This is a genomic window from Brucella pituitosa (assembly GCF_965577835.1).
Classification (GTDB): domain Bacteria; phylum Pseudomonadota; class Alphaproteobacteria; order Rhizobiales; family Rhizobiaceae; genus Brucella; species Brucella pituitosa.
Genome location: NZ_OZ264093.1, coordinates 209,990 through 229,115, shown reverse-complemented (window position 1 = coordinate 229,115; position 19,126 = coordinate 209,990). Strand labels below are relative to the sequence as shown.

Sequence of the window (19,126 nt, the reverse complement as noted above, 5' to 3'; positions counted from 1 at the left end):
TGCGAGCAAACTTCCGGTTCAGGAAACAACCCGTGCAAGGGACGTTACACAGGTTGATCTGTTGGTTCTGGCTGGAATTACCAGCCGCGACCGGCCCGACGCTCATCGATGATGCGGCCGCTGAAAGCGTCAACCACCACAATCACGCGACGACCGCTCGGACGTGTAGCCTTAACGAAATAGGCACCGCGATCACGGCGTATATCGCCAACATCATAGCCGCGGCGTTGCAATGAACGGGCAACCTGGCGGGGGCCAAGCGTATCGCGTCGTCCATAGTCGCCACCCCAGTCGGGTCCGCGACCCCGTCCATGATTGGGTCCACGGTCATATCCGCGATCTGGTCCATCCCAATCCGGGCGTGGTCCGCCGCGTGGCGGCATAGGCGGACGATAGCCATCATCGTCGTAATATTGAACCTGAACGCGCAGCCCATTGTCGGCTGCGTGGGATGTCGTCGCGATCCCTGTCGCGACGGTGGCAAGTGCGGCAAAAGCAAGAAAAGCTTTTTTCATAACCGTAATCCTTTGATGAACCCGCCTCTCAGCAGGCATAGGGGAAGATTATTCCCAAGCACCTGAACGCTCGCCGAAGATGATGTTCATTTTGGGTTCATTGCGTGGCGAATCCCCCAATTTGCAGGCCCCAAACGATCAGGAGTTGTTACGTCAGGTGATAAGCCGTGTAACGCTATTCTCTGGTTATACGAGGATGGCTGGCAGTGTTTTCTGCAATGCACTTTCAAATCAGCCTTGAAATGAAAAAGCGGCATTCCCAAATGAGTTTTGCGGTCGCCGAATACGGGATCGCCGGCACGAGGAATTCGCCAGAATGGGAATTCTGCCGCCAATATAATGCATTCTTGTCGCTCTTAAGGAGGGCTTACATATGCGTCACGTTGATTTTTCCCCGCTCTATCGTTCCACCGTTGGTTTCGACCGTCTCTTCTCTTCGATGCTTGATACACTCGCATCTCCAGAAGGTACGCAGTCCTATCCGCCATATAATATTGAGCGGACCGGTGAGAACACCTATCGCATCACCATGGCTGTTGCAGGCTTTTCGGAAAGCGAACTCGAAATCGAAGCACATCGCAATCAGTTGACCGTCAAGGGCCAGAAGGCCGAGAACGATGCTTCTGAAACCGGTGAAGTGCTTTATCGCGGCATTGCTTCGCGTGCTTTTGAGCGCCGCTTCCAGCTTGCAGACTTTGTTGAAGTGGCCGGTGCCAGCCTTAAAAACGGCTTGCTCCATATCGATCTCAAGCGCGAAATCCCCGAACAGATGAAGCCACGCAAGATCGAAGTAAGCCAGGCATCGACGGCTGATGCCCAGCAGATTGAGGCGAAAACCGCCCACTAATCTCTGTTGAGACTGACATATAAAGAAAGCGGCGCATTCAGCGCCGCTTTTTTTGACTTTTGGGAGGCATGCTTTAAGCGATAAGCTTGCCGAACTGATCGACTTCTTCTTCCGTGTTGGCAAAGCTTGTCACGAAACGTGCGAAAATCTCGCCTTCGCTGATGCGATTGACTTCCGAATGCGGAGGGTTCCAGTCGTAGAAAATCGCGCCCGCATCGCGCAGGCGATCATAGACCGACTGCTTCATGATCGCGAAAACCTCGTTGGCTTCCGGCTTCCATGCAAGCCGCATCTGGCTTGATGCATCGATATGGCGGGCAAGGCGTGCGGAAAGCGCATTGGAATGCTTTGCCAGCTCAATCCACAGACCATTTTCGAGATAGGCATCAAACTGCGCTGCAATGAAGCGTGTTTTTGAGAAAAGCTGTGCGGCACGCTTGCGAATGAAAGGAAGGTCGCGTGCGCGGGCAGGGTCCATAAAGACCAGCGCTTCCGCACACCAGCAACCATTCTTGGTGCCGCCAAAGGAAACAATATCGACGCCCTGTTTCCATGTCATTTCGGCAGGCGTCATATCAAGGGATACAAGCGCGTTTGCAAAACGTGCGCCGTCCATATGCAGGGGCAGGCCCGCATCGCGGCAAATCTGCGAGATCGTCGCGATATGTTCAGGCTGGTACAGCGTGCCGACTTCTGTGGCCTGCGTGATGCTGACCGCCATCGGCTGACCGGCATGGACGAAAGCCGGATTGAAACGCTTGAGTTCGCGCTTGAGCAATTCAGGATCGATACGTCCCATCGCGCCATCAATCGGGTGCAGACGTGCGCCGCCGGTGAAATATTCAGGCGCACCGCATTCATCTTCGATCACATGGGCTTCTCTATGTACAAGCGAAACGCCGCCGGGACGATTGACACTTGCAAGCGCCAGTGAGTTGGCCGCTGTGCCTGTGCCGACGAAGAAGACAGCGACTTCCCGTTCGAACAACTCGTTAAAACGCTGCTCTACACGCTTGTCGATCTCGCTGGCACCATAGGCGGCTGCAAAGCCGTTGGCATGAAGTGAAAGACTTTCAGCGATTTTCGGATGGGCGCCTGCCCAGTTGTCTGAAGCAAAATACACGTTGTTCTCCGCCAGCAGTGGGACCTTATAGGAGAGGTCTATAGCCGGACTCGGCTACAGGTGTAAGGCCTGCGGGCGTTAAAAAGCGAGAGGCCAGTGTCACTTTTTAGAGCTTCCCGTGAGGAGCGCCAGGCGCGCCAAACTGACGCAACTAGCATCAAACGTAATTAAATGATGCAATGGTGAATGTATGCGACACTTTGTTTCGCAATTGGCTCGAAAAAATCATGTTTCCATCTTGTGAGCGAATTTGAATTCTGTCATACGTGATTAGGACAGCAATGCTGACTAATTCACCCTTGCTGTCCAATTCATCACTGTGATCGTCAGGTTTCTTGTCAAAGCTTCCGTCAGTTGCAGAAAGAAGGTGCCGTGCAGATCGGGATAACCCGGCGGAATGCGGCACTTAAAGAGGCAGGGGAGTTTGGTGCGCCATATGGCGGGCTGAGGTCGCTTGTCCGAGCCTGAAAGACTAAGGCGCCAAAACAATATTCCTTTCGATGGCTGAGCCATCGGTCACGGAACGTCGTCCAACGCCTTTTCGATAAGGCTCCCACACACAAAAAGTTCACTTAAGGAACGAATAGCCGTTCCGATTCATTATCGTATCGCGTGCAGGGTTGCGCGCTCACTGGAGGGAATGACGATGCCGCATTTGACGCCATCTGTATCGCATGTGGATTTACACAACGGTCAGAACGGATCGGTCAAAGCTGCGACCAATTCCACCACAGCAACCCGAAAAACGCGAACTTCGGCGGGCACTCCCCCCGCCCAAGGCCTCTATGATCCGCGTAACGAGCGTGACGCCTGCGGCGTTGGCTTTATCGCACATATGAAGGGCCAGAAGTCCCATCAGATCGTAGAGAACGGTCTTAAGATGCTTGAAAACCTCACCCATCGCGGTGCGGTTGGCGCCGACCCTTTGATGGGCGACGGTGCGGGCATGCTTGTGCAGATTCCAGATCGCTTCTTTCGCGAAGAAATGGCGCGTCAGGGCATCGACCTGCCACAGCCGGGCCACTATGCCGTAGGTTACCTCTTCATGCCGCGCGATGCTGAACTGCGCGCACATATCGAAGAGATCATCAAGGAAGTCATCGCCGCTGAAGGCCAGACTTTCATCGGTTTCCGTCAGGTGCCGGTCGATAACTCTTCGCTGTCAAAGGCGCCGGATATTGCCGCGACCGAACCATTTCATATGCAGGTTTTCATCGGCCGCAGTGCGACCATTGAAACCGACGATGATTTTGAACGCCGCCTGTTCGTGCTACGTAAGGTCATTTCCAATCGCATCTATCAGGAAAACGACGGCGACGATAAGGGCTTCTATATCGTCTCTATGTCGGCACGCACCGTTGTTTATAAGGGCATGTTTCTGGCCTATCAGGTCGGCGCTTATTACAACGACCTGAAAGACCCACGCTTTGAAAGTGCTGTGGCGCTCGTTCACCAGCGCTTTTCGACCAACACGTTCCCTTCATGGCGTCTGGCGCATCCTTATCGCATGGTTGCGCATAACGGTGAAATCAACACGCTGCGCGGCAACGTCAACTGGATGGCTGCCCGTCAGGCATCGGTGGATTCGGAGCTATTCGGTAACGATATTTCCAAGCTCTGGCCGATTTCCTATGAAGGCCAGTCGGATACGGCCTGCTTCGACAATGCACTCGAATTCTTGCATCAGGGTGGCTATAGCCTTGCGCATGCAATGATGATGCTGATCCCGGAAGCATGGTCGGGCAACAAGCTGATGTCGGACGAACGCCGCGCGTTCTACGAATATCATGCAGCGCTCATGGAGCCATGGGATGGTCCTGCTGCCGTTGCTTTCACCGACGGTCGCCAGATTGGTGCGACGCTTGATCGTAATGGTCTGCGTCCCGCCCGCTATCTTGTGACGGATGATGATTTCGTCATTCTGGCTTCCGAAGCAGGTGTATTGCCGGTCGAGGAAAAGAAGGTCGTCAAGAAGTGGCGTCTTCAGCCGGGCCGTATGCTGCTGATCGATATGGAAGAAGGCCGCATTGTCTCGGACGAGGAAATCAAGTCCCAGATTGCGCAGAAGCATCCATACAAGCAGTGGCTTGCCAACACGCAGCTCATTCTGGAAGACCTGAACCCGGTTGAACCTCGCGCGCTACGCAAGGATGTAAGTCTCCTCGACCGTCAGCAGTCATTCGGTTACAGCCAGGAAGACACCAAGCTTCTGATGTCGCCAATGGCCACCACCGGTCAGGAAGCCATCGGTTCGATGGGCACGGATACGCCGATTTCGGCCATGTCCGACAAGTCGAAGCTGCTTTACACCTATTTCAAGCAGAACTTCGCACAGGTCACGAACCCACCGATCGATCCGATCCGCGAAGAGCTGGTGATGAGCCTTGTCTCCTTCATCGGTCCGCGCCCGAACATCTTCGATCTGGTTGGCACCTCGCGCCGCAAGCGTCTGGAAGTACGCCAGCCGATCCTGACCAATGGTGATCTCGAAAAGATCCGCTCCATCGGTCATACGGAAGATCGCTTCGACACCAAGACGCTCGACATCACCTATAATACGGGTGAAGGCGCTGCCGGTATGCATGGAGCGATTGAACGCCTGTGCGACCGTGCGGAAGCAGCTGTTCATGGCGGCTACAACATCGTCATCCTGTCGGATCGTCAGGTTGGTCCGGACCGCATTCCGATCCCGGCTCTGCTGGCAACGGCTGCTGTCCACCATCACCTGATCCGCAAGGGTCTGCGCACGTCGGTCGGTCTGGTTGTTGAATCGGGTGAGCCGCGCGAAGTGCATCATTTCGCGTGCCTTGCAGGCTATGGTGCGGAAGCAATCAACCCATATCTTGCCTTCGACACGCTTCTCGACATGCATCGCCGCCGCGAATTTCCGCCGGAAGTTGACGAATATGAAGTGGTCAAGCGCTACATCAAGTCGATCGGCAAGGGCATTCTCAAGGTCATGTCCAAGATGGGCATCTCGACCTACCAGTCCTATTGCGGCGCGCAGATTTTCGATGCCGTCGGCTTGCAGACCCGCTTTGTCGATCAGTTCTTCTTCGGCACAGCAACCAGCATCGAAGGCGTTGGTCTGGAAGAAATCGCGGAAGAAACCGTGCGGCGTCATACCGATGCATTCGGCAACGATCCGGTTCTGCTGACCGCACTCGAAGTCGGTGGCGAATATGCCTACCGTATGCGTGGCGAAGCGCATCTCTGGTCGCCCGATGCGGTTGCAAAGCTGCAGCATGCCGTTCGCACATCAAACCCGGAAACGTTCACCGAATATACTTCCATGCTCGACTCCAAGTCGGCGCAGGCAAAGACCATTCGTGGCCTGTTCGATATTCGCTTTGCGGAAACCAGCGGTCGCAAGCCGGTTGCAATCGAAGAGGTTGAATCGGCTGTCGATATCGTCAAGCGCTTCTCGACAGGCGCTATGTCCTTCGGTTCTATCTCGCGTGAAGCGCATACCACGCTTGCGCGTGCGATGAACGCCATTGGCGGCAAGTCGAACACGGGTGAGGGCGGTGAAGAGCCGGATCGTTTCTATCCGCTGCCGGATGGTACACCGAACCCTGAGCGCTCTGCGATCAAGCAGGTGGCATCGGGCCGTTTCGGTGTGACGACGGAATATCTGGTTAACTCCGATCTTATCCAGATCAAGGTCGCTCAGGGTGCAAAGCCGGGTGAAGGCGGTCAGCTGCCGGGCCATAAGGTTGATGCGACGATTGCCAAGACCCGTCACTCGACGCCGGGCGTTGGCCTCATTTCGCCTCCGCCACACCATGACATCTACTCGATCGAAGATCTGGCACAGCTGATCTACGATCTGAAGAACGTCAATCCGGCGGCTGATATTTCGGTCAAGCTGGTGTCGGAAGTGGGTGTTGGTACGGTTGCGGCCGGTGTTGCGAAAGCGCGTGCTGACCACATCACTGTGTCCGGCTATGATGGCGGCACAGGTGCGTCTCCGCTGACTTCGCTCAAGCATGCCGGTTCGCCATGGGAAATCGGTCTTGCCGAAACCCATCAGACGCTGGTGCTGAACGGTCTTCGCTCACGCATCGCGCTTCAGGTCGATGGCGGTCTTCGTACCGGCCGTGACGTGATTATCGGTGCACTGCTCGGTGCCGACGAGTTCGGTTTCTCGACGGCTCCGCTGATTGCCGCTGGCTGTATCATGATGCGCAAGTGCCATCTCAACACCTGCCCTGTGGGCGTTGCCACGCAGGACCCTGTTCTGCGCAAGCGCTTCAAGGGCACGCCTGAGCATGTCATCAACTTCTTCTTCTATCTGGCAGAAGAAGTGCGCGCATTGCTGGCGCTCATGGGCTTCACCAAGCTTGAGCAGATCGTCGGCGAAACGGAACTGCTCGAAAAGCAGACCATGATCGATCACTGGAAGGCCAAGGGTCTCGACTTCAGCCGTATCTTCTACAAGCCGGAAGCCGAGAAGCACGAAATCTACTGGACTGAACGTCAGCATCATCCGATTGAAGATGTTCTTGATCGCACGCTGATTGCTCAGGCCATGCCTGCGCTGGAAAACAAGACGCCGGTCAAGATCGATGTCGACATCAAGAACGTTGATCGTTCTGCAGGTGCGATGCTTTCGGGCGAAGTGGCCAAGCGTTTCCGCCACAAGGGTCTGCCGGAAGACACCATTGCCGTTACCCTGCGCGGTACGGCTGGCCAGTCGTTTGGTGCGTTCCTTGCGCGCGGTATCTCGTTTGAACTGATCGGCGATGGTAACGATTATATCGGCAAGGGTCTTTCGGGTGGCCGCATTGTCATACGTCCGCCAGAAGATACGCGTATTGTGGCTGAAGACTCGATCATCGCAGGCAATACCGTGCTTTATGGTGCGCTTGAAGGCGAGTGCTATTTCCGCGGTGTGGCAGGCGAGCGTTTCGCAGTGCGTAACTCCGGTGCGGTTACGGTTGTCGAAGGCGTGGGCGACCACGGCTGCGAATATATGACTGGCGGTGTCGTCGTGGTTATCGGCCAGACTGGCCGTAACTTTGCAGCCGGCATGTCGGGCGGCGTCGCCTATGTGCTTGATGAAGTCGGTGACTTCGCACAGCGCTGCAATATGGCGATGGTCGAGCTGGAACCGGTGCCGGAAGAGGATGATATCCTCGAAAAACTGCACCATCACGGCGGTGACCTGATGCACAAGGGCCGTGTGGATGTCTCGGCAAACATGACGCGCCACGACGAAGAACGTCTGGTGCAGCTGATTGCCAACCATCTGCATTACACGGGCTCCACGCGCGCCAAGGACATTCTCGATAACTGGGAGAGCTATCGCCCGAAATTCGTGAAGGTCATGCCGGTCGAATATCGCCGCGCTCTGGAAGAGATGGAGCGCATGCAGATCGGTGTAGCAGCTGAGTAAACTTTATATCGAAACGCGGAACTTGTGCGCCTGAAATGGCGCACGGTGATGCGAGAGGAGCATAGAATAATGGGTAAGGTTACTGGTTTTCTTGAGATCGACCGGCAGGTAGCAAAGTACCAGCCTGCATCGGATCGCATTCGTCACTTCCGCGAATTCACGCTGCCAATGACGGATGGTGAAGTGCAAAAGCAGGCGGCGCGCTGCATGGATTGCGGCATTCCGTTCTGCCATGGCCCAACGGGCTGTCCTGTGCACAATCAGATCCCGGACTGGAATGATCTCGTCTATAACAACAACTGGGATCAGGCGATCCGCAACCTGCATCTGACCAACAACTTCCCGGAATTTACGGGTCGCGTCTGCCCTGCGCCTTGTGAAGAAGCCTGCACGCTGAACCTTGAAGACACACCTGTTGCGATCAAGACCGTTGAACAGGCACTGGGTGACAAGGCCTATGAGCTTGGTCATGTCGTGCCGCAGCCAGCAGCACAGAAGACGGGCAAGTCGGTCGCAATCATCGGTTCTGGCCCGGCTGGCCTTGCAGCAGCGCAGCAGTTGGCACGTGCTGGTCACATGGTCGATGTCTATGAACGCGAAAGCCGTCCGGGCGGTCTGCTGCGTTATGGCATTCCTGACTTCAAGATGGAAAAGCACCTGATCGACCGTCGCGTCACGCAGATGGAAGGCGAGGGCGTTCGTTTCCTGTGTGGCGTCAATATCGGCGTCGACAAGCCGCTGCGCGGTCTGCTCGATACCTATGACGCCGTGCTTTATTCGGGCGGTTCGGAAAAGCCGCGCCCAGCGGGTATTCCGGGTGCGGACCTTGAAGGCGTGCATGATGCCATGCCTTATCTCGTCCAGCAGAACCGTCGTGTTGGGCGCGAAAACATTGAATCAGTCGCATGGCACGAAGCACCAATCCTTGCTGGTGGCAAGCACATCGTCGTTGTCGGCGGTGGTGATACGGCATCTGACTGCGTTGGTACGGCTTTCCGTCAGGGCGCGGTCAATGTCACGCAGCTCGATATTCGTCCGCAGCCGCCTGAAAGAGAAGACAAGCTCAGCGTCTGGCCTTATTGGGCAACCAAGATGCGTACGTCTTCCAGTCAGGCAGAAGGTGCAAATCGCGAGTTTCAGGTGGCAACGCTTGAGTTCATCGGCGAAGACGGCAAGCTTACCCATGTGAAGTGCTGTCAGGTTGACGAGAAGCGCAAGCCGATTACTGGCTCTGAGTTCTACATCAAGGCTGATCTTGCGTTCATCGCAATCGGCTTTTTCGGTCCGGCTGAAAACAGCGTGGTGAAAGAACTTGGCGAGAAGCTGGAGATCGCAACGGATCGCCGCGGCGGAACTTCGGTGAAAGCCAATGAGCAAGACTACCGCACCAATGTCGACAAGCTCTATGCAGCAGGCGATGTGCGCCGTGGTCAGTCGCTTGTTGTCTGGGCAATTCGCGAAGGCCGTCAGGCAGCCCACGCAATTGATGCGGATCTGATGGGATCGTCCGTATTGCCTCGGTAATTAAAACGTCGTCTCAATAAAAAGCCCGGCTTTAAGCCGGGCTTTTTGCTTTTTATGTTAGCTCTGCTGGCGCTTTTTGCGAATTGCCAGATAGATAATGCCCAGAAGCACAAACCAAACAGGCGTTACTTTCAGAGCAACAGCGGTATCCGGTTCTTGTGCCAGCGCCCAAAGGATGAAGGCGAAGAAGGCAAAGACCATGACAACGGAAGCGCGTCCGCCTGGTAGCTTGAAGGTCGACTTTTCATGCAGATCAGGACGCTTGCGGCGATACTGAAGATAGGACGCAAGAATGATCGACCAGATGAAGATGAAAAGAAGCGCTGAAATCGTCGTGACGATGGTAAAGGCTTCAATGATGCTCTGGCCTGCATAAAGCAGCACAACGCCTGCAAGCAGGAAGATGCAGGAGAAGAACAGCGCATTCACCGGCACCTTGCGGCTGTTAAGCTTGCCGAGTGTCTGCGGTGCGAGGCGTGATGTTGCCAGACCATAGATCATGCGCGAGGTCGAGTAGATGCCGGAATTGGCGCTCGATGTTGCCGAAGTCAGCACCACGAAATTCACGACATGAGCGGCAATGCCAAGACCCGCCAGCGAGAACATGGCCACAAACGGGCTGGAGTTTGGATCGACCTGATCCCACGGAATGACCGTGATGATCACGAACAACGCACCAACATAGAAAAGTACGACGCGGATCGGGATAGAGTTGATCGCCTTTGGTAGATTGCGCATCGGATTTTCGGTTTCGGCGGCAGCTGTGCCGACCAGCTCGATACCGACAAATGCGAAAACTGCGATCTGAAAACCAGCGACAAAGCCGAAGAACCCGTTAGGGAAGAACCCGCCATGTGCCCACAGATGTTCAACCGATGCCCTTGTGCCATTTGGCAGCATGAAACTCGTAGAAAGCATGTAAACGCCCGCAATTATCAGGGCAACGATGGCGACGATCTTGATCAGCGCGAACCAGAATTCAATTTCACCGAAGTTGCGCACATTTGGCAGGTTGAGCAGCAATAACACTCCGATCAGACCAAGTGCAGGGACCCAAAGGGCCAATTCCGGATACCAGAAGGATACATAGCCCGAAACGGCCACCACATCGGCGATGCCGGTGACAATCCAGCACAACCAGTAGGTCCAGCCGGTAAAAAATTGCGCCCAAGGGCCAAGATAATCACCTGCGAAATCGGCAAAAGACCGATATTCCAGATTGGACAGAAGGATTTCACCCAGCGCACGCATCACGAAGAACAGCATGAAACCGATGATCGCATAAACCAGCAGAATGGATGGTCCGGCCAGTGAGATGGTCTTGCCGGAGCCCATGAAAAGGCCGGTGCCGATAGCGCCGCCAATGGCGATCAGCTGGAGATGTCGATTGGACAGATTGCGTGCAAGATGGGTTTCCTCCTCCCGGTTTTTATCAACGGGAGGCTTCGATGCAATATTCATTCAGATGCCTCTTATGCAATGCAGCGATGCGCGCTGAAGACCCGGTCGGGCCGCGCGACTTTCTGATAAACGAGGAAACCTGAAATGTGAACCACGAGAAATATAGCATTTAGGCTGATAAATGCCGCATATTTCCCGGTATTATCGGGCTATTGCGGGCTGCTTCATTGCTATTAATCTTATTATTCAGGGATTTACGTTTTTCGGCGGCCACGAGAAATCATCGGCACGACCATGGGTCGGTTTTTGCTCGTTGGACGGTTTTTTGTCATCTTTCTTGCGAGAAGCCAGTGCTCCACCCAGCAAAACCCCGCTATCGTCGCGGTCGATGTCGCGCAGACTCACCGGAGCAATCCGATCCACGGGTTTTAAAGGGTCCTGTTTTCCAGCGGTTGGCAACAGTTGCTCATTGTCCCGAACATCGCCGAAGAGCGCTTTCAAAGGCTTTTCCGCATAGAAAGCGAGTTTGCGTTTGCCTGCGGATGTAGTGTTTATCCCGTCATTGCCGCGCAGACGCGCTGTCTGGCCGTTGATATCAAAGCCGGTTTGGCTGAAATTGCCTTCTTCATCAACAAAACCGTCCCATACATCAACAAATTTTGCGCCAGCTTTTTCAGATGTTGAGCGGTAGATTTCATTGAGTGCCAGCATATCCTGCGACATGCCACGAGGACGAAATGGCGGCTGTCCAACCCAGATCAGTGGGTAGTTTTTATCCGTGATTTCCTTCATGAATTTGGAAACGCGGCTTTGATATTCCGCTGTCCATTCTGGGGAGCGGGCGGCCAAACTCTGCCCTTTTGCGGTGATCGCCTGCCGGTCGTTTGAGCCAATCATCACGACCACGGCTGCAGGCTTTTCCTCATCGAGAATTTTTCCGATATTTGCGGGCCAGTCGAAATGGTCATCGCGCACAAAGCCGGATGAGCCATTGATGCGGCTCACGATCCGTATGCCTGCACTGGGCGCAAAGGCAACGTCGAGCCCTTCCGCAAGACCGTTGCCGATAAAATCGCCGACGACCAGAACCTTTTTGGCGTTGGGATTCTTTTCAACGAAATTCACTTCGGGTTTTATGTCCGGAATGCTTGCTGACCGGGCGGCGGCATTTACAGGCTTTGCTGTGCGCTTAGGTTTGGCCGGGCGTGTTCTTTTGGGTTTCGGCTGTTCATATTGGCGTTGTGGCTGCGCTTGTTTTGAGCCGAAGAGAAGATCGAAAAGCGTGCGTGGGCGTTCTTGTGCCGATGCGGAAGACATGGCAGTCAGCATCATCGCAAAGGCAACGAGCATCGTCATCAGAACGCCGCTTGCTTTGCTTTTGAACTGGCTTGCCTGCATTGGTTTCACCTTCCTGCGTTGAGGATTGTACCGCCCTTTGCCAAGAAGAAAAAGGAGAGCACATCTGATGTGCGCTCCCGATTGTATCGCAAAACGCTTAACGGCGACGAAGAACTGTCAGCACTTCCTTGCTTGGATGTCCGTCAGGCTGCAGGCCATTGCGCTGCTGGAAGGCTTCAATTGCCTTGCGCGATGTAGCACCAATCTTGCCGTCAATATTGCCATCGTAATAGCCGAGCGCCTTGAGATGCGTCTGTAATTCTTCGCGCTCGTTCATGGTGATTGGGGTGAACGGGCGGTTCCAGTCCTGACGCAGACCCTGATAACCACCGATTCGATCCGCAAGCAGGCCGACGGCAAGAGCATATTTATCGGCATTGTTATAGCGCTTGATGACGGAGAAGTTCTTGGCCATCAGGAAAGCCGGTCCCTGGCGTCCGTCGAGAACTTTCAGTGTAACCTTCTCATTGGCATCCGGGAAAGGACGGCCATTGGCACGAACGACACCAAGTCGTTGCCATTCGGCGGCCGAGAGCGAACCAGATGGGAATTTGCGACCGGCAGGAAGGACAACTTCGTAGCCCCATGTGCGGCCCGGCTGCCAGCCATTGCGGTGCAGAAGATTTGCGGCAGTACCAAGCGCATCGGGAACCGAGTTCCAGATGTCGCGCTTGCCGTTGCCATCCATGTCGACGGCATACGCCTGATAGCTTGTCGGAATGAACTGCGTGTGGCCCATCGCACCTGCCCAGGAGCCGGTCAGGTGGCCGCGGTCAATATCGCCGGTCTGGAGAATTTTCATCGCGGCAATGAGCTGTGTGCGACCAAACTTGGCACGGCGCTGATCAGCATAGGCCAGCGTGGCAAGCGAACGGATCGTGTCCATCATGACATCGTCACGCTTGAGAATCTCACCGTAATTGCTTTCCATCGACCAGATGGCCAGCAGGATATTGCGGTCAACAGAAAAGCGCTGTTCGATGCGCTGGAGCCATGGGCCCCATTTTTTCGCCATGCTCTGGCCGACAGCCACGGAATGCTCATTCACGCGATTGTCGATATAGTTCCAGACAGGCTCGCTGAACTCCGGCTGAAAGCGCGCTTTGCGCAGTACTTCCGGATCGGGCGAATCGACACCTCTGAAGGCGCGGTCGAATGTCGATGGTGATACGCCATTCTGGATAGCTGTGGTGCGGAAACTGGAAACCCATTTTCGGAAATTGGCATCAGCAAAAGCGCTGCCTGTCGTCAGGCCAGATACGAGCATTGCCACCGCAACGGTCGCTGTAATCCTGGCGCGCATTCCTCGTCCCAGAGTGAATGGAAATCGCAGCATTCTGTGTTTCCCTTCTGCAATCATGTTTCTGCCGTGTCGAACGGCGAGTTGCCTGTCATGCCGGGCCTGCTTCAATCAGATTGCATCAAGTTGTTAATACTATCCAGTGTTGAATTTGGGGCCGACCCTTTTCAGGTTCACATTAGAGGCTTCAGGTTAGCATTTGGTTTACCATGGCGAGATTGGCGGAAAAATTGCAGAAAGTTTCAAGGAATTTTTGAATCAAGTAAGATTAAGGTAAGGTCATCGAATGTGATGGGGGAAAAGACAGAACTTCGCCATTCCTTAATGAAAACGCCGTATTTGAAATGCAATGGTTTCAATGCTTTGATAGCGCAACGCTGTTTGTAACAAATCGAGGAGACGAATGAGTTCGATCCGCAAAATCCGTAAGGCAGTTTTCCCCGTCGCCGGTCTTGGGACCCGCTTTCTTCCAGCGACCAAGTCCATCCCCAAGGAAATGCTCACCGTTGTCGACAAACCCGTCATCCAATATGTGGTGGATGAGGCACGCGAAGCGGGTATCGAACATCTGATTTTCGTCACCGGACGCAACAAGGCTGTGATCGAAGATTATTTCGATGCACAGGTGGAGCTCTATTCCACGCTTGCCGAACGTGGCAAGAAGGCAGAGCTGGAGCACCTGCAGGAATTGCAGCCACAGCCCGGCACCACCAGCTTTACCCGCCAGCAGGTTCCGCTCGGTCTTGGCCATGCGGTCTGGTGCGCGCGCGAACTGGTTGGCGACGAGCCTTTTGCACTGCTTCTGCCGGATATGGTCATGCAGTCGAAGAAGGGTTGTCTCAAGGAAATGGTCGAGCTTTATGAGCAGACCGGAGGCAATGTCATCGCGGTTCAGGAGTGCGACCCTGAAGAAGCGCATAAATACGGTATTGTCGGCAAGGGCAATGCCATTGGCAACGGCTTTGAAATCAACCAGATGGTTGAAAAGCCTGCCAAGGGCACGGCACCTTCCAATCTCTATATCAATGGCCGCTATATCCTTCAGCCGGAAATCTTCGAGCTGCTGAGCAAGCAGGAGAAGGGGGCTGGCAATGAAATTCAGCTGACTGATGCGATGCTGAAGCTTGCCGATGCACAGAAGTTCTTTGGCTTCGATTATCATGGTCGGACATTCGACTGCGGCTCAAAGTCCGGCTTCATTGAAGCCAATGTGGCTTTTGCCCTGTGGCGGAAGGATATTCGCCCAACGGTCGAAGTTTCGATTGCCGATCTTCTCAAGACGATCAAGCCAGAATAGGCCTGGAGCATCGGTCCAGAAATCGAAAACGATTTTTGGAAAGCACGATGCATAGATTCAATAATTTAGAGCACCGTGTGTCCGAAAGGACGCACGGTGCTCTAACCGTCATTCAAAACCAAATGAAACCCGCTTTCAGAAATGAAGGCGGGTTTTTTGGTTCAAAATGGACGGCAGTTCCTTTGGCATGAAATTCGCTTCCTGAGAGCGAGAAGGCGAGAGCATCATCGGAACATGACAATAGCAAATGATCATCTGAAAGCGCTTTCAACGCAACGCGCTAATGGGCTGGGGCAATTGTCGCTTCAGTTCAAGGAAGGGCGCACGCGTGTTGCAGGACTTTATCAGGAGGGTGCAGCCAAGATCCGTATGCCGCGAACGGCAACTGATCCACTTGAGGCTATCCTCATCAATACATCGGGTGGTTTGACCGGCGGCGACCGTCTGAGATGGGATGTGGAACTGAGCGGAAATGCATCTGCTGTCGTTACCACACAAGCTTGCGAGCGGATCTATCGTTCTGGCGGCGGCGAGGCCCGCATTGCAACAAGTCTTAAACTTGCAAAAGGCACACGTCTTGCATGGCTCCCACAGGAGACCATTCTGTTCAACCAGTCTGCGCTCACGCGCAGGCTCGATATCGAGATGGAGAAAGGTGCGGAGCTTCTGGTGGTGGAAGCAAATGTGTTTGGGCGTCTTGCCATGGGCGAAACGGTTGAGCGCGCCTTGTTTCATGATCGCTGGCGTGTGCGGCAGGAGGGGCGATTGATCCATGCGGAGGAATTGCGCCTTGGGCCGGACGTTGCAGAGCAATTGCAGGCGCGGGCGGTGGCAAATAAGGCGTTGGCAATTGCCACGGTTTTGATGGTTTCGGAGCAGGCCGAACGGCATCTTGATACGGCGCTGACGATTGTGAGTGAGGATGGCGGTTGCAGCCTTGTGGATGCGAACCAAGCGCCCAAGCTGATTGTTCGGCTCATTGCCCCGGATAGCTATGAGCTGCGTAAGCGATTGGTGCCGTTGTTGGCGCTGCTTAATGGAAAGGCAGGGCTGCCTAAAGTTTGGTCACTTTAAGATGGGTGCGGCTGTGCCGCCTTTCATGAAAAACGATTTGGAACAAAGTTATGAATTTGACGCCAAGAGAAAAAGACAAGCTTCTGATCGCCATGGCCGCCTCGGTCGCACGCCGTCGTCTGGAACGCGGTGTGAAGCTCAATCATCCTGAGGCAATCGCGCTGATCAGCGATTTCGTGGTGGAGGGCGCGCGTGATGGGCGTTCCGTCGCGGATCTCATGGAAGCTGGAGCGCATGTCATTACGCGTGAACAGGTGATGGGAGGTGTGGCCGAGATGATCCACGACATTCAGGTCGAAGCGACCTTCCCTGACGGCACCAAGCTAGTCACCGTGCACGAACCAATTCGCTAGAGCATTTCCAGCAAAAGTGCGAAGCGGTTTTGCGTCGGCTAATGCGAGAAAAACAAAGAGATAGAGCATTTCCAATGATTCAAGAAAAACAGGAAATACTCTAGTGTGGTGGATTTGAAGTTCAGATCCGTAAACCACACTAGATTCAATATCATACCAGTATGGCGAACCCGAAATTCGTCACACTATAAAGCAACCGTTTGTACGAATTTCGGGTGCGCCATACTAGAGCGAGAAGACACAAAAGAGGGAATGAAAATGAAGAAATCAATATTTCCTGCGGCAGTAATGGCGCTCACCGCAAGTCCGGCTTTCGCGCATTTGAACCCTGCAGAGCATGGCTCATTTGCTGCGGGCTTCACGCATCCTCTTTCGGGTGCTGATCATATACTAGCGATGGTAGCAGTTGGTCTATGGGCTGCAATGCTCGGTGGGCGGGCGCTGTTCGCCGTGCCTGCGGCCTTTGTCGGCCTAATGCTGCTCGGCTTTGTTGCGGCACTCGCTGGCCTTCCAGTGCCATTCGTTGAACCTGTTATCCTCGCTTCGGTGGTTGTGATTGGTCTGCTGGTCGCTTTGGCGCTTCCAGTCTCGGCGGTTGCCAGTGCCATGATTGTCGGCTTCTTCGCATTCTTCCACGGTCATGCTCATGGCGGCGAAATCGGTGGGGCGGCTTTCCTCTCCTATGGTGCTGGTTTCGCATTGGCGACGATCCTGCTTCATGCCGCAGGCATTGGCATGGGCCTTGCTGCCGGGCGTTTGATGGCCGGGCAAAACGGACGTCTTGCACTGCGCGTTGCAGGTGGTGCGACGGCACTTGGCGGTCTCATGCTGATGGCTGGATGAGGTGAGCGATGATACCCGGAGAAATCATTACGGTTGATGGCGAGATGGAGCTTAATCAGGGGCAGCCGATTGTAACTATCAAAGTCGCCAATACGGGGGATCGGCCGATCCAGGTGGGCAGCCATTATCATTTCTATGAGGTCAATGCGGCGCTGTCTTTTGATCGCGAACAGGCACGGGGTTTAAGACTCGATATTGCAGCGGGCACGGCTGTGCGCTTCGAGCCGGGGCAGGAGCGTGACGTGACGCTGGTGCCGATCTGCGGGAAGCGCGAGATTTATGGTTTCCGTCAGCTTGTCATGGGCAAGCTCTAACCTCGGGAAAAGGGGAATTTCATGCCTGCCAGAATTAGTCGCGCAACCTATGCGCAAATGTTCGGGCCAACGACCGGCGACAAGGTTCGGCTTGCTGATACGGAGCTGTTCATCGAAGTTGAGAAAGACCTGACTGTTTATGGTGAGGAGGTTAAGTTCGGGGGCGGCAAGGTGATCCGTGACGGCATGGGACAAAGCCAGTTGTCACGCGCGCAAGGTGCGATGGATACCGTCATCACCAATGCGCTGATCCTCGATCACACTGGCATCTACAAGGCTGACGTCGGGCTGCTTGATGGGCGCATTGCGGGCATCGGTAAAGCAGGGAATCCCGACACTCAGCCAGGTGTGACGATTATCATCGGGCCGGGTACGGAGATTATTGCAGGCGAAGGCCGTATTCTGACGGCGGGCGCAATAGATTCGCACATTCACTTCATTTCGCCGCAGCAGGTGGAAGAAGCACTTACTTCCGGCGTCACTTGTATGATCGGCGGGGGTACGGGTCCTGCGCATGGCACGCTTGCAACCACCTGCACGCCGGGGCCGTGGAATATTGCCCGTCTTATTCAGTCCTTTGACGGCATGGCGATGAATTTCGGTGTCTTTGGTAAGGGCAATGCTTCGCTACCGGGCGCGCTTGAGGAAATGGTGCTTGCTGGCGCCTGTGGTCTGAAACTGCATGAGGACTGGGGCACAACACCGTCATCTATCGATAATTGCCTTGCAGTCGCAGATCGTTTTGATGTGCAGGTGGCAATTCACACTGATACGCTCAATGAATCGGGCTTTGTCGAAGACACGCTTGCGGCTTTCAAAGGCCGCACGATCCACTCATTTCACACGGAAGGTGCAGGTGGTGGGCACGCGCCAGATATCATCCGCGTCTGCCAATATCCGAATGTGTTGCCAGCATCGACCAACCCGACGCGGCCTTATACGGTTAATACGATTTCCGAGCATCTCGACATGCTGATGGTTTGCCATCACCTGTCGCCATCCATTCCTGAAGACATTGCCTTTGCTGAAAGTCGTATCCGTAAGGAGACAATCGCGGCGGAAGATATTCTGCACGACATGGGAGCTTTCTCGATTATTTCGTCCGACAGTCAGGCAATGGGTCGTGTTGGCGAAATGGTCATCCGCTGTTGGCAAACTGCCGATAAAATGAAACGACAACGTGGTTCTCTTTCCGACGATGCACCGGGTAATGATAATTATCGCGTTCGCCGTTATGTGGCGAAATATACGATCAATCCGGCAATCGCTCATGGCATGTCGCATGAGATAGGCTCGGTGGAAGTTGGAAAGCGCGCTGATCTGGTGTTGTGGAATCCGGCATTCTTTGGCGTGAAGCCGGACTTCGTTTTGCTTGGTGGTTGGATCGCGACCGCGCCGATGGGCGACCCGAATGCATCCATCCCGACGCCACAACCCATGCATTACAGGCCGATGTTCGGTTCGTTCGGCAAGGCACGCACCAACAGCTCGGTTACATTCGTATCTGATGCTGCGATGAATGCGGGATTGCGTGAGATGATTGGTGTCGACAAACAAATGATTGCAGTGAAGAATACGCGCGATGGCATTGGCAAACACTCGATGATTTTGAACGATGCGATGCCACAAATGGAAGTCGATCCAGAAACCTATGAAGTGCGTGCCAATGGCGAGCTTTTGACCTGCGAACCGGTCGATGTCGTCCCGATGGCACAACGCTACTTCCTGTATTGAAGGTT

At 54.5% G+C, this 19,126-nt stretch carries 14 protein-coding genes; 9 read left to right on the top strand and 5 right to left on the bottom strand.

The features are described 5' to 3' along the window. Window positions 1–77: 77 nt before the first annotated feature. The gene (locus ACSME1_RS12395; protein ID WP_024895983.1) at window positions 78–515 is read right to left on the bottom strand and encodes a PepSY domain-containing protein; all 438 of its coding nucleotides are present in this window, start codon (window positions 513–515) and stop codon (window positions 78–80) included. Window positions 516–888: 373 nt separating this feature from the next. On the opposite strand from ACSME1_RS12395, the gene ACSME1_RS12390 reads away from it, so the two are divergent. Beyond that, window positions 889–1,362: an Hsp20 family protein gene (locus ACSME1_RS12390; protein WP_024895982.1), complete on the top strand. Its 474-nt coding sequence runs from the start codon at window positions 889–891 to the stop codon at window positions 1,360–1,362. A 73-nt stretch (window positions 1,363–1,435) separates the two neighbouring features. Here the strand turns inward: ACSME1_RS12390 and ACSME1_RS12385 are convergent, their stop codons facing one another. Further along, a complete protein-coding gene (locus ACSME1_RS12385) occupies window positions 1,436–2,485 on the bottom strand; it encodes a threonine aldolase family protein (RefSeq protein WP_024895981.1) in 1,050 nt (349 codons plus the stop codon). A 646-nt stretch (window positions 2,486–3,131) separates the two neighbouring features. Here ACSME1_RS12385 and gltB point away from each other — a divergent pair. Both gltB and ACSME1_RS12375 read left to right on the top strand, forming a co-directional pair. Next, a complete protein-coding gene (gene gltB, locus ACSME1_RS12380) occupies window positions 3,132–7,883 on the top strand; it encodes a glutamate synthase large subunit (protein ID WP_435655274.1) in 4,752 nt (1,583 codons plus the stop codon). Between the two features lie 69 nt (window positions 7,884–7,952). Then, entirely contained in the window at window positions 7,953–9,407 is a 1,455-nt protein-coding gene (locus ACSME1_RS12375) for a glutamate synthase subunit beta (RefSeq protein WP_024895979.1), read from the top strand. 57 nt (window positions 9,408–9,464) lie between these two features. On the opposite strand, the gene ACSME1_RS12370 is transcribed toward ACSME1_RS12375, so the two are convergent. From ACSME1_RS12370 to ACSME1_RS12360, 3 genes are all read right to left on the bottom strand, one after another. Next, window positions 9,465–10,868, bottom strand: coding sequence for an amino acid permease (locus ACSME1_RS12370; protein ID WP_024895978.1), 1,404 nt, complete (start codon window positions 10,866–10,868; stop codon window positions 9,465–9,467). A 186-nt stretch (window positions 10,869–11,054) separates the two neighbouring features. Then, complete coding sequence (locus ACSME1_RS12365) at window positions 11,055–12,206, bottom strand: SGNH/GDSL hydrolase family protein (protein ID WP_024895977.1); 1,152 nt, start codon at window positions 12,204–12,206, stop codon at window positions 11,055–11,057. A gap of 97 nt (window positions 12,207–12,303) precedes the next feature. Continuing rightward, the gene (locus ACSME1_RS12360; protein ID WP_024895976.1) at window positions 12,304–13,542 is read right to left on the bottom strand and encodes a lytic murein transglycosylase; all 1,239 of its coding nucleotides are present in this window, start codon (window positions 13,540–13,542) and stop codon (window positions 12,304–12,306) included. A gap of 367 nt (window positions 13,543–13,909) precedes the next feature. On the opposite strand from ACSME1_RS12360, the gene galU reads away from it, so the two are divergent. The 6 genes from galU to ureC all read left to right on the top strand — a co-directional run bounded on the left by galU (window position 13,910) and on the right by ureC (window position 19,121). After that, window positions 13,910–14,803, top strand: a complete 894-nt coding sequence (gene galU / locus ACSME1_RS12355; protein ID WP_024895975.1) for a UTP--glucose-1-phosphate uridylyltransferase GalU — start codon at window positions 13,910–13,912, stop codon at window positions 14,801–14,803. A 234-nt stretch (window positions 14,804–15,037) separates the two neighbouring features. Further along, window positions 15,038–15,877: an urease accessory protein UreD gene (locus ACSME1_RS12350; RefSeq protein WP_024895974.1), complete on the top strand. Its 840-nt coding sequence runs from the start codon at window positions 15,038–15,040 to the stop codon at window positions 15,875–15,877. Between the two features lie 50 nt (window positions 15,878–15,927). Continuing rightward, complete coding sequence (locus tag ACSME1_RS12345) at window positions 15,928–16,230, top strand: urease subunit gamma (RefSeq protein ID WP_024895973.1); 303 nt, start codon at window positions 15,928–15,930, stop codon at window positions 16,228–16,230. A 258-nt stretch (window positions 16,231–16,488) separates the two neighbouring features. Beyond that, entirely contained in the window at window positions 16,489–17,073 is a 585-nt protein-coding gene (locus ACSME1_RS12340; protein ID WP_036566632.1) for a HupE/UreJ family protein, read from the top strand. 8 nt (window positions 17,074–17,081) lie between these two features. After that, window positions 17,082–17,387 (top strand): urease subunit beta, encoded by a 306-nt coding sequence (locus tag ACSME1_RS12335; RefSeq protein WP_024895971.1) that lies wholly within the window; start codon window positions 17,082–17,084, stop codon window positions 17,385–17,387. A 21-nt stretch (window positions 17,388–17,408) separates the two neighbouring features. Continuing rightward, entirely contained in the window at window positions 17,409–19,121 is a 1,713-nt protein-coding gene (gene ureC / locus ACSME1_RS12330; RefSeq protein ID WP_024895970.1) for an urease subunit alpha, read from the top strand. Window positions 19,122–19,126 lie beyond the last annotated feature (5 nt).

Bases quoted from the DNA above. Each gene is read 5' to 3' on its own strand.
- ACSME1_RS12345 (WP_024895973.1), top strand. From the start codon at position 15,928: ATGAATTTGACGCCAAGAGAAAAAGACAAGCTTCTGATCGCCATGGCC.
- ACSME1_RS12335 (WP_024895971.1), top strand. From the start codon at position 17,082: ATGATACCCGGAGAAATCATTACGGTTGATGGCGAGATGGAGCTTAAT.
- ACSME1_RS12390 (WP_024895982.1), top strand. From the start codon at position 889: ATGCGTCACGTTGATTTTTCCCCGCTCTATCGTTCCACCGTTGGTTTC.
- ACSME1_RS12375 (WP_024895979.1), top strand. From the start codon at position 7,953: ATGGGTAAGGTTACTGGTTTTCTTGAGATCGACCGGCAGGTAGCAAAG.
- ACSME1_RS12350 (WP_024895974.1), top strand. From the start codon at position 15,038: ATGACAATAGCAAATGATCATCTGAAAGCGCTTTCAACGCAACGCGCT.
- ACSME1_RS12340 (WP_036566632.1), top strand. From the start codon at position 16,489: ATGAAGAAATCAATATTTCCTGCGGCAGTAATGGCGCTCACCGCAAGT.
- gltB (WP_435655274.1), top strand. From the start codon at position 3,132: ATGCCGCATTTGACGCCATCTGTATCGCATGTGGATTTACACAACGGT.
- ACSME1_RS12370 (WP_024895978.1), bottom strand. From the start codon at position 10,868: ATGAATATTGCATCGAAGCCTCCCGTTGATAAAAACCGGGAGGAGGAA.
- ACSME1_RS12365 (WP_024895977.1), bottom strand. From the start codon at position 12,206: ATGCAGGCAAGCCAGTTCAAAAGCAAAGCAAGCGGCGTTCTGATGACG.
- galU (WP_024895975.1), top strand. From the start codon at position 13,910: ATGAGTTCGATCCGCAAAATCCGTAAGGCAGTTTTCCCCGTCGCCGGT.
- ACSME1_RS12360 (WP_024895976.1), bottom strand. From the start codon at position 13,542: ATGCTGCGATTTCCATTCACTCTGGGACGAGGAATGCGCGCCAGGATT.
- ureC (WP_024895970.1), top strand. From the start codon at position 17,409: ATGCCTGCCAGAATTAGTCGCGCAACCTATGCGCAAATGTTCGGGCCA.
- ACSME1_RS12395 (WP_024895983.1), bottom strand. From the start codon at position 515: ATGAAAAAAGCTTTTCTTGCTTTTGCCGCACTTGCCACCGTCGCGACA.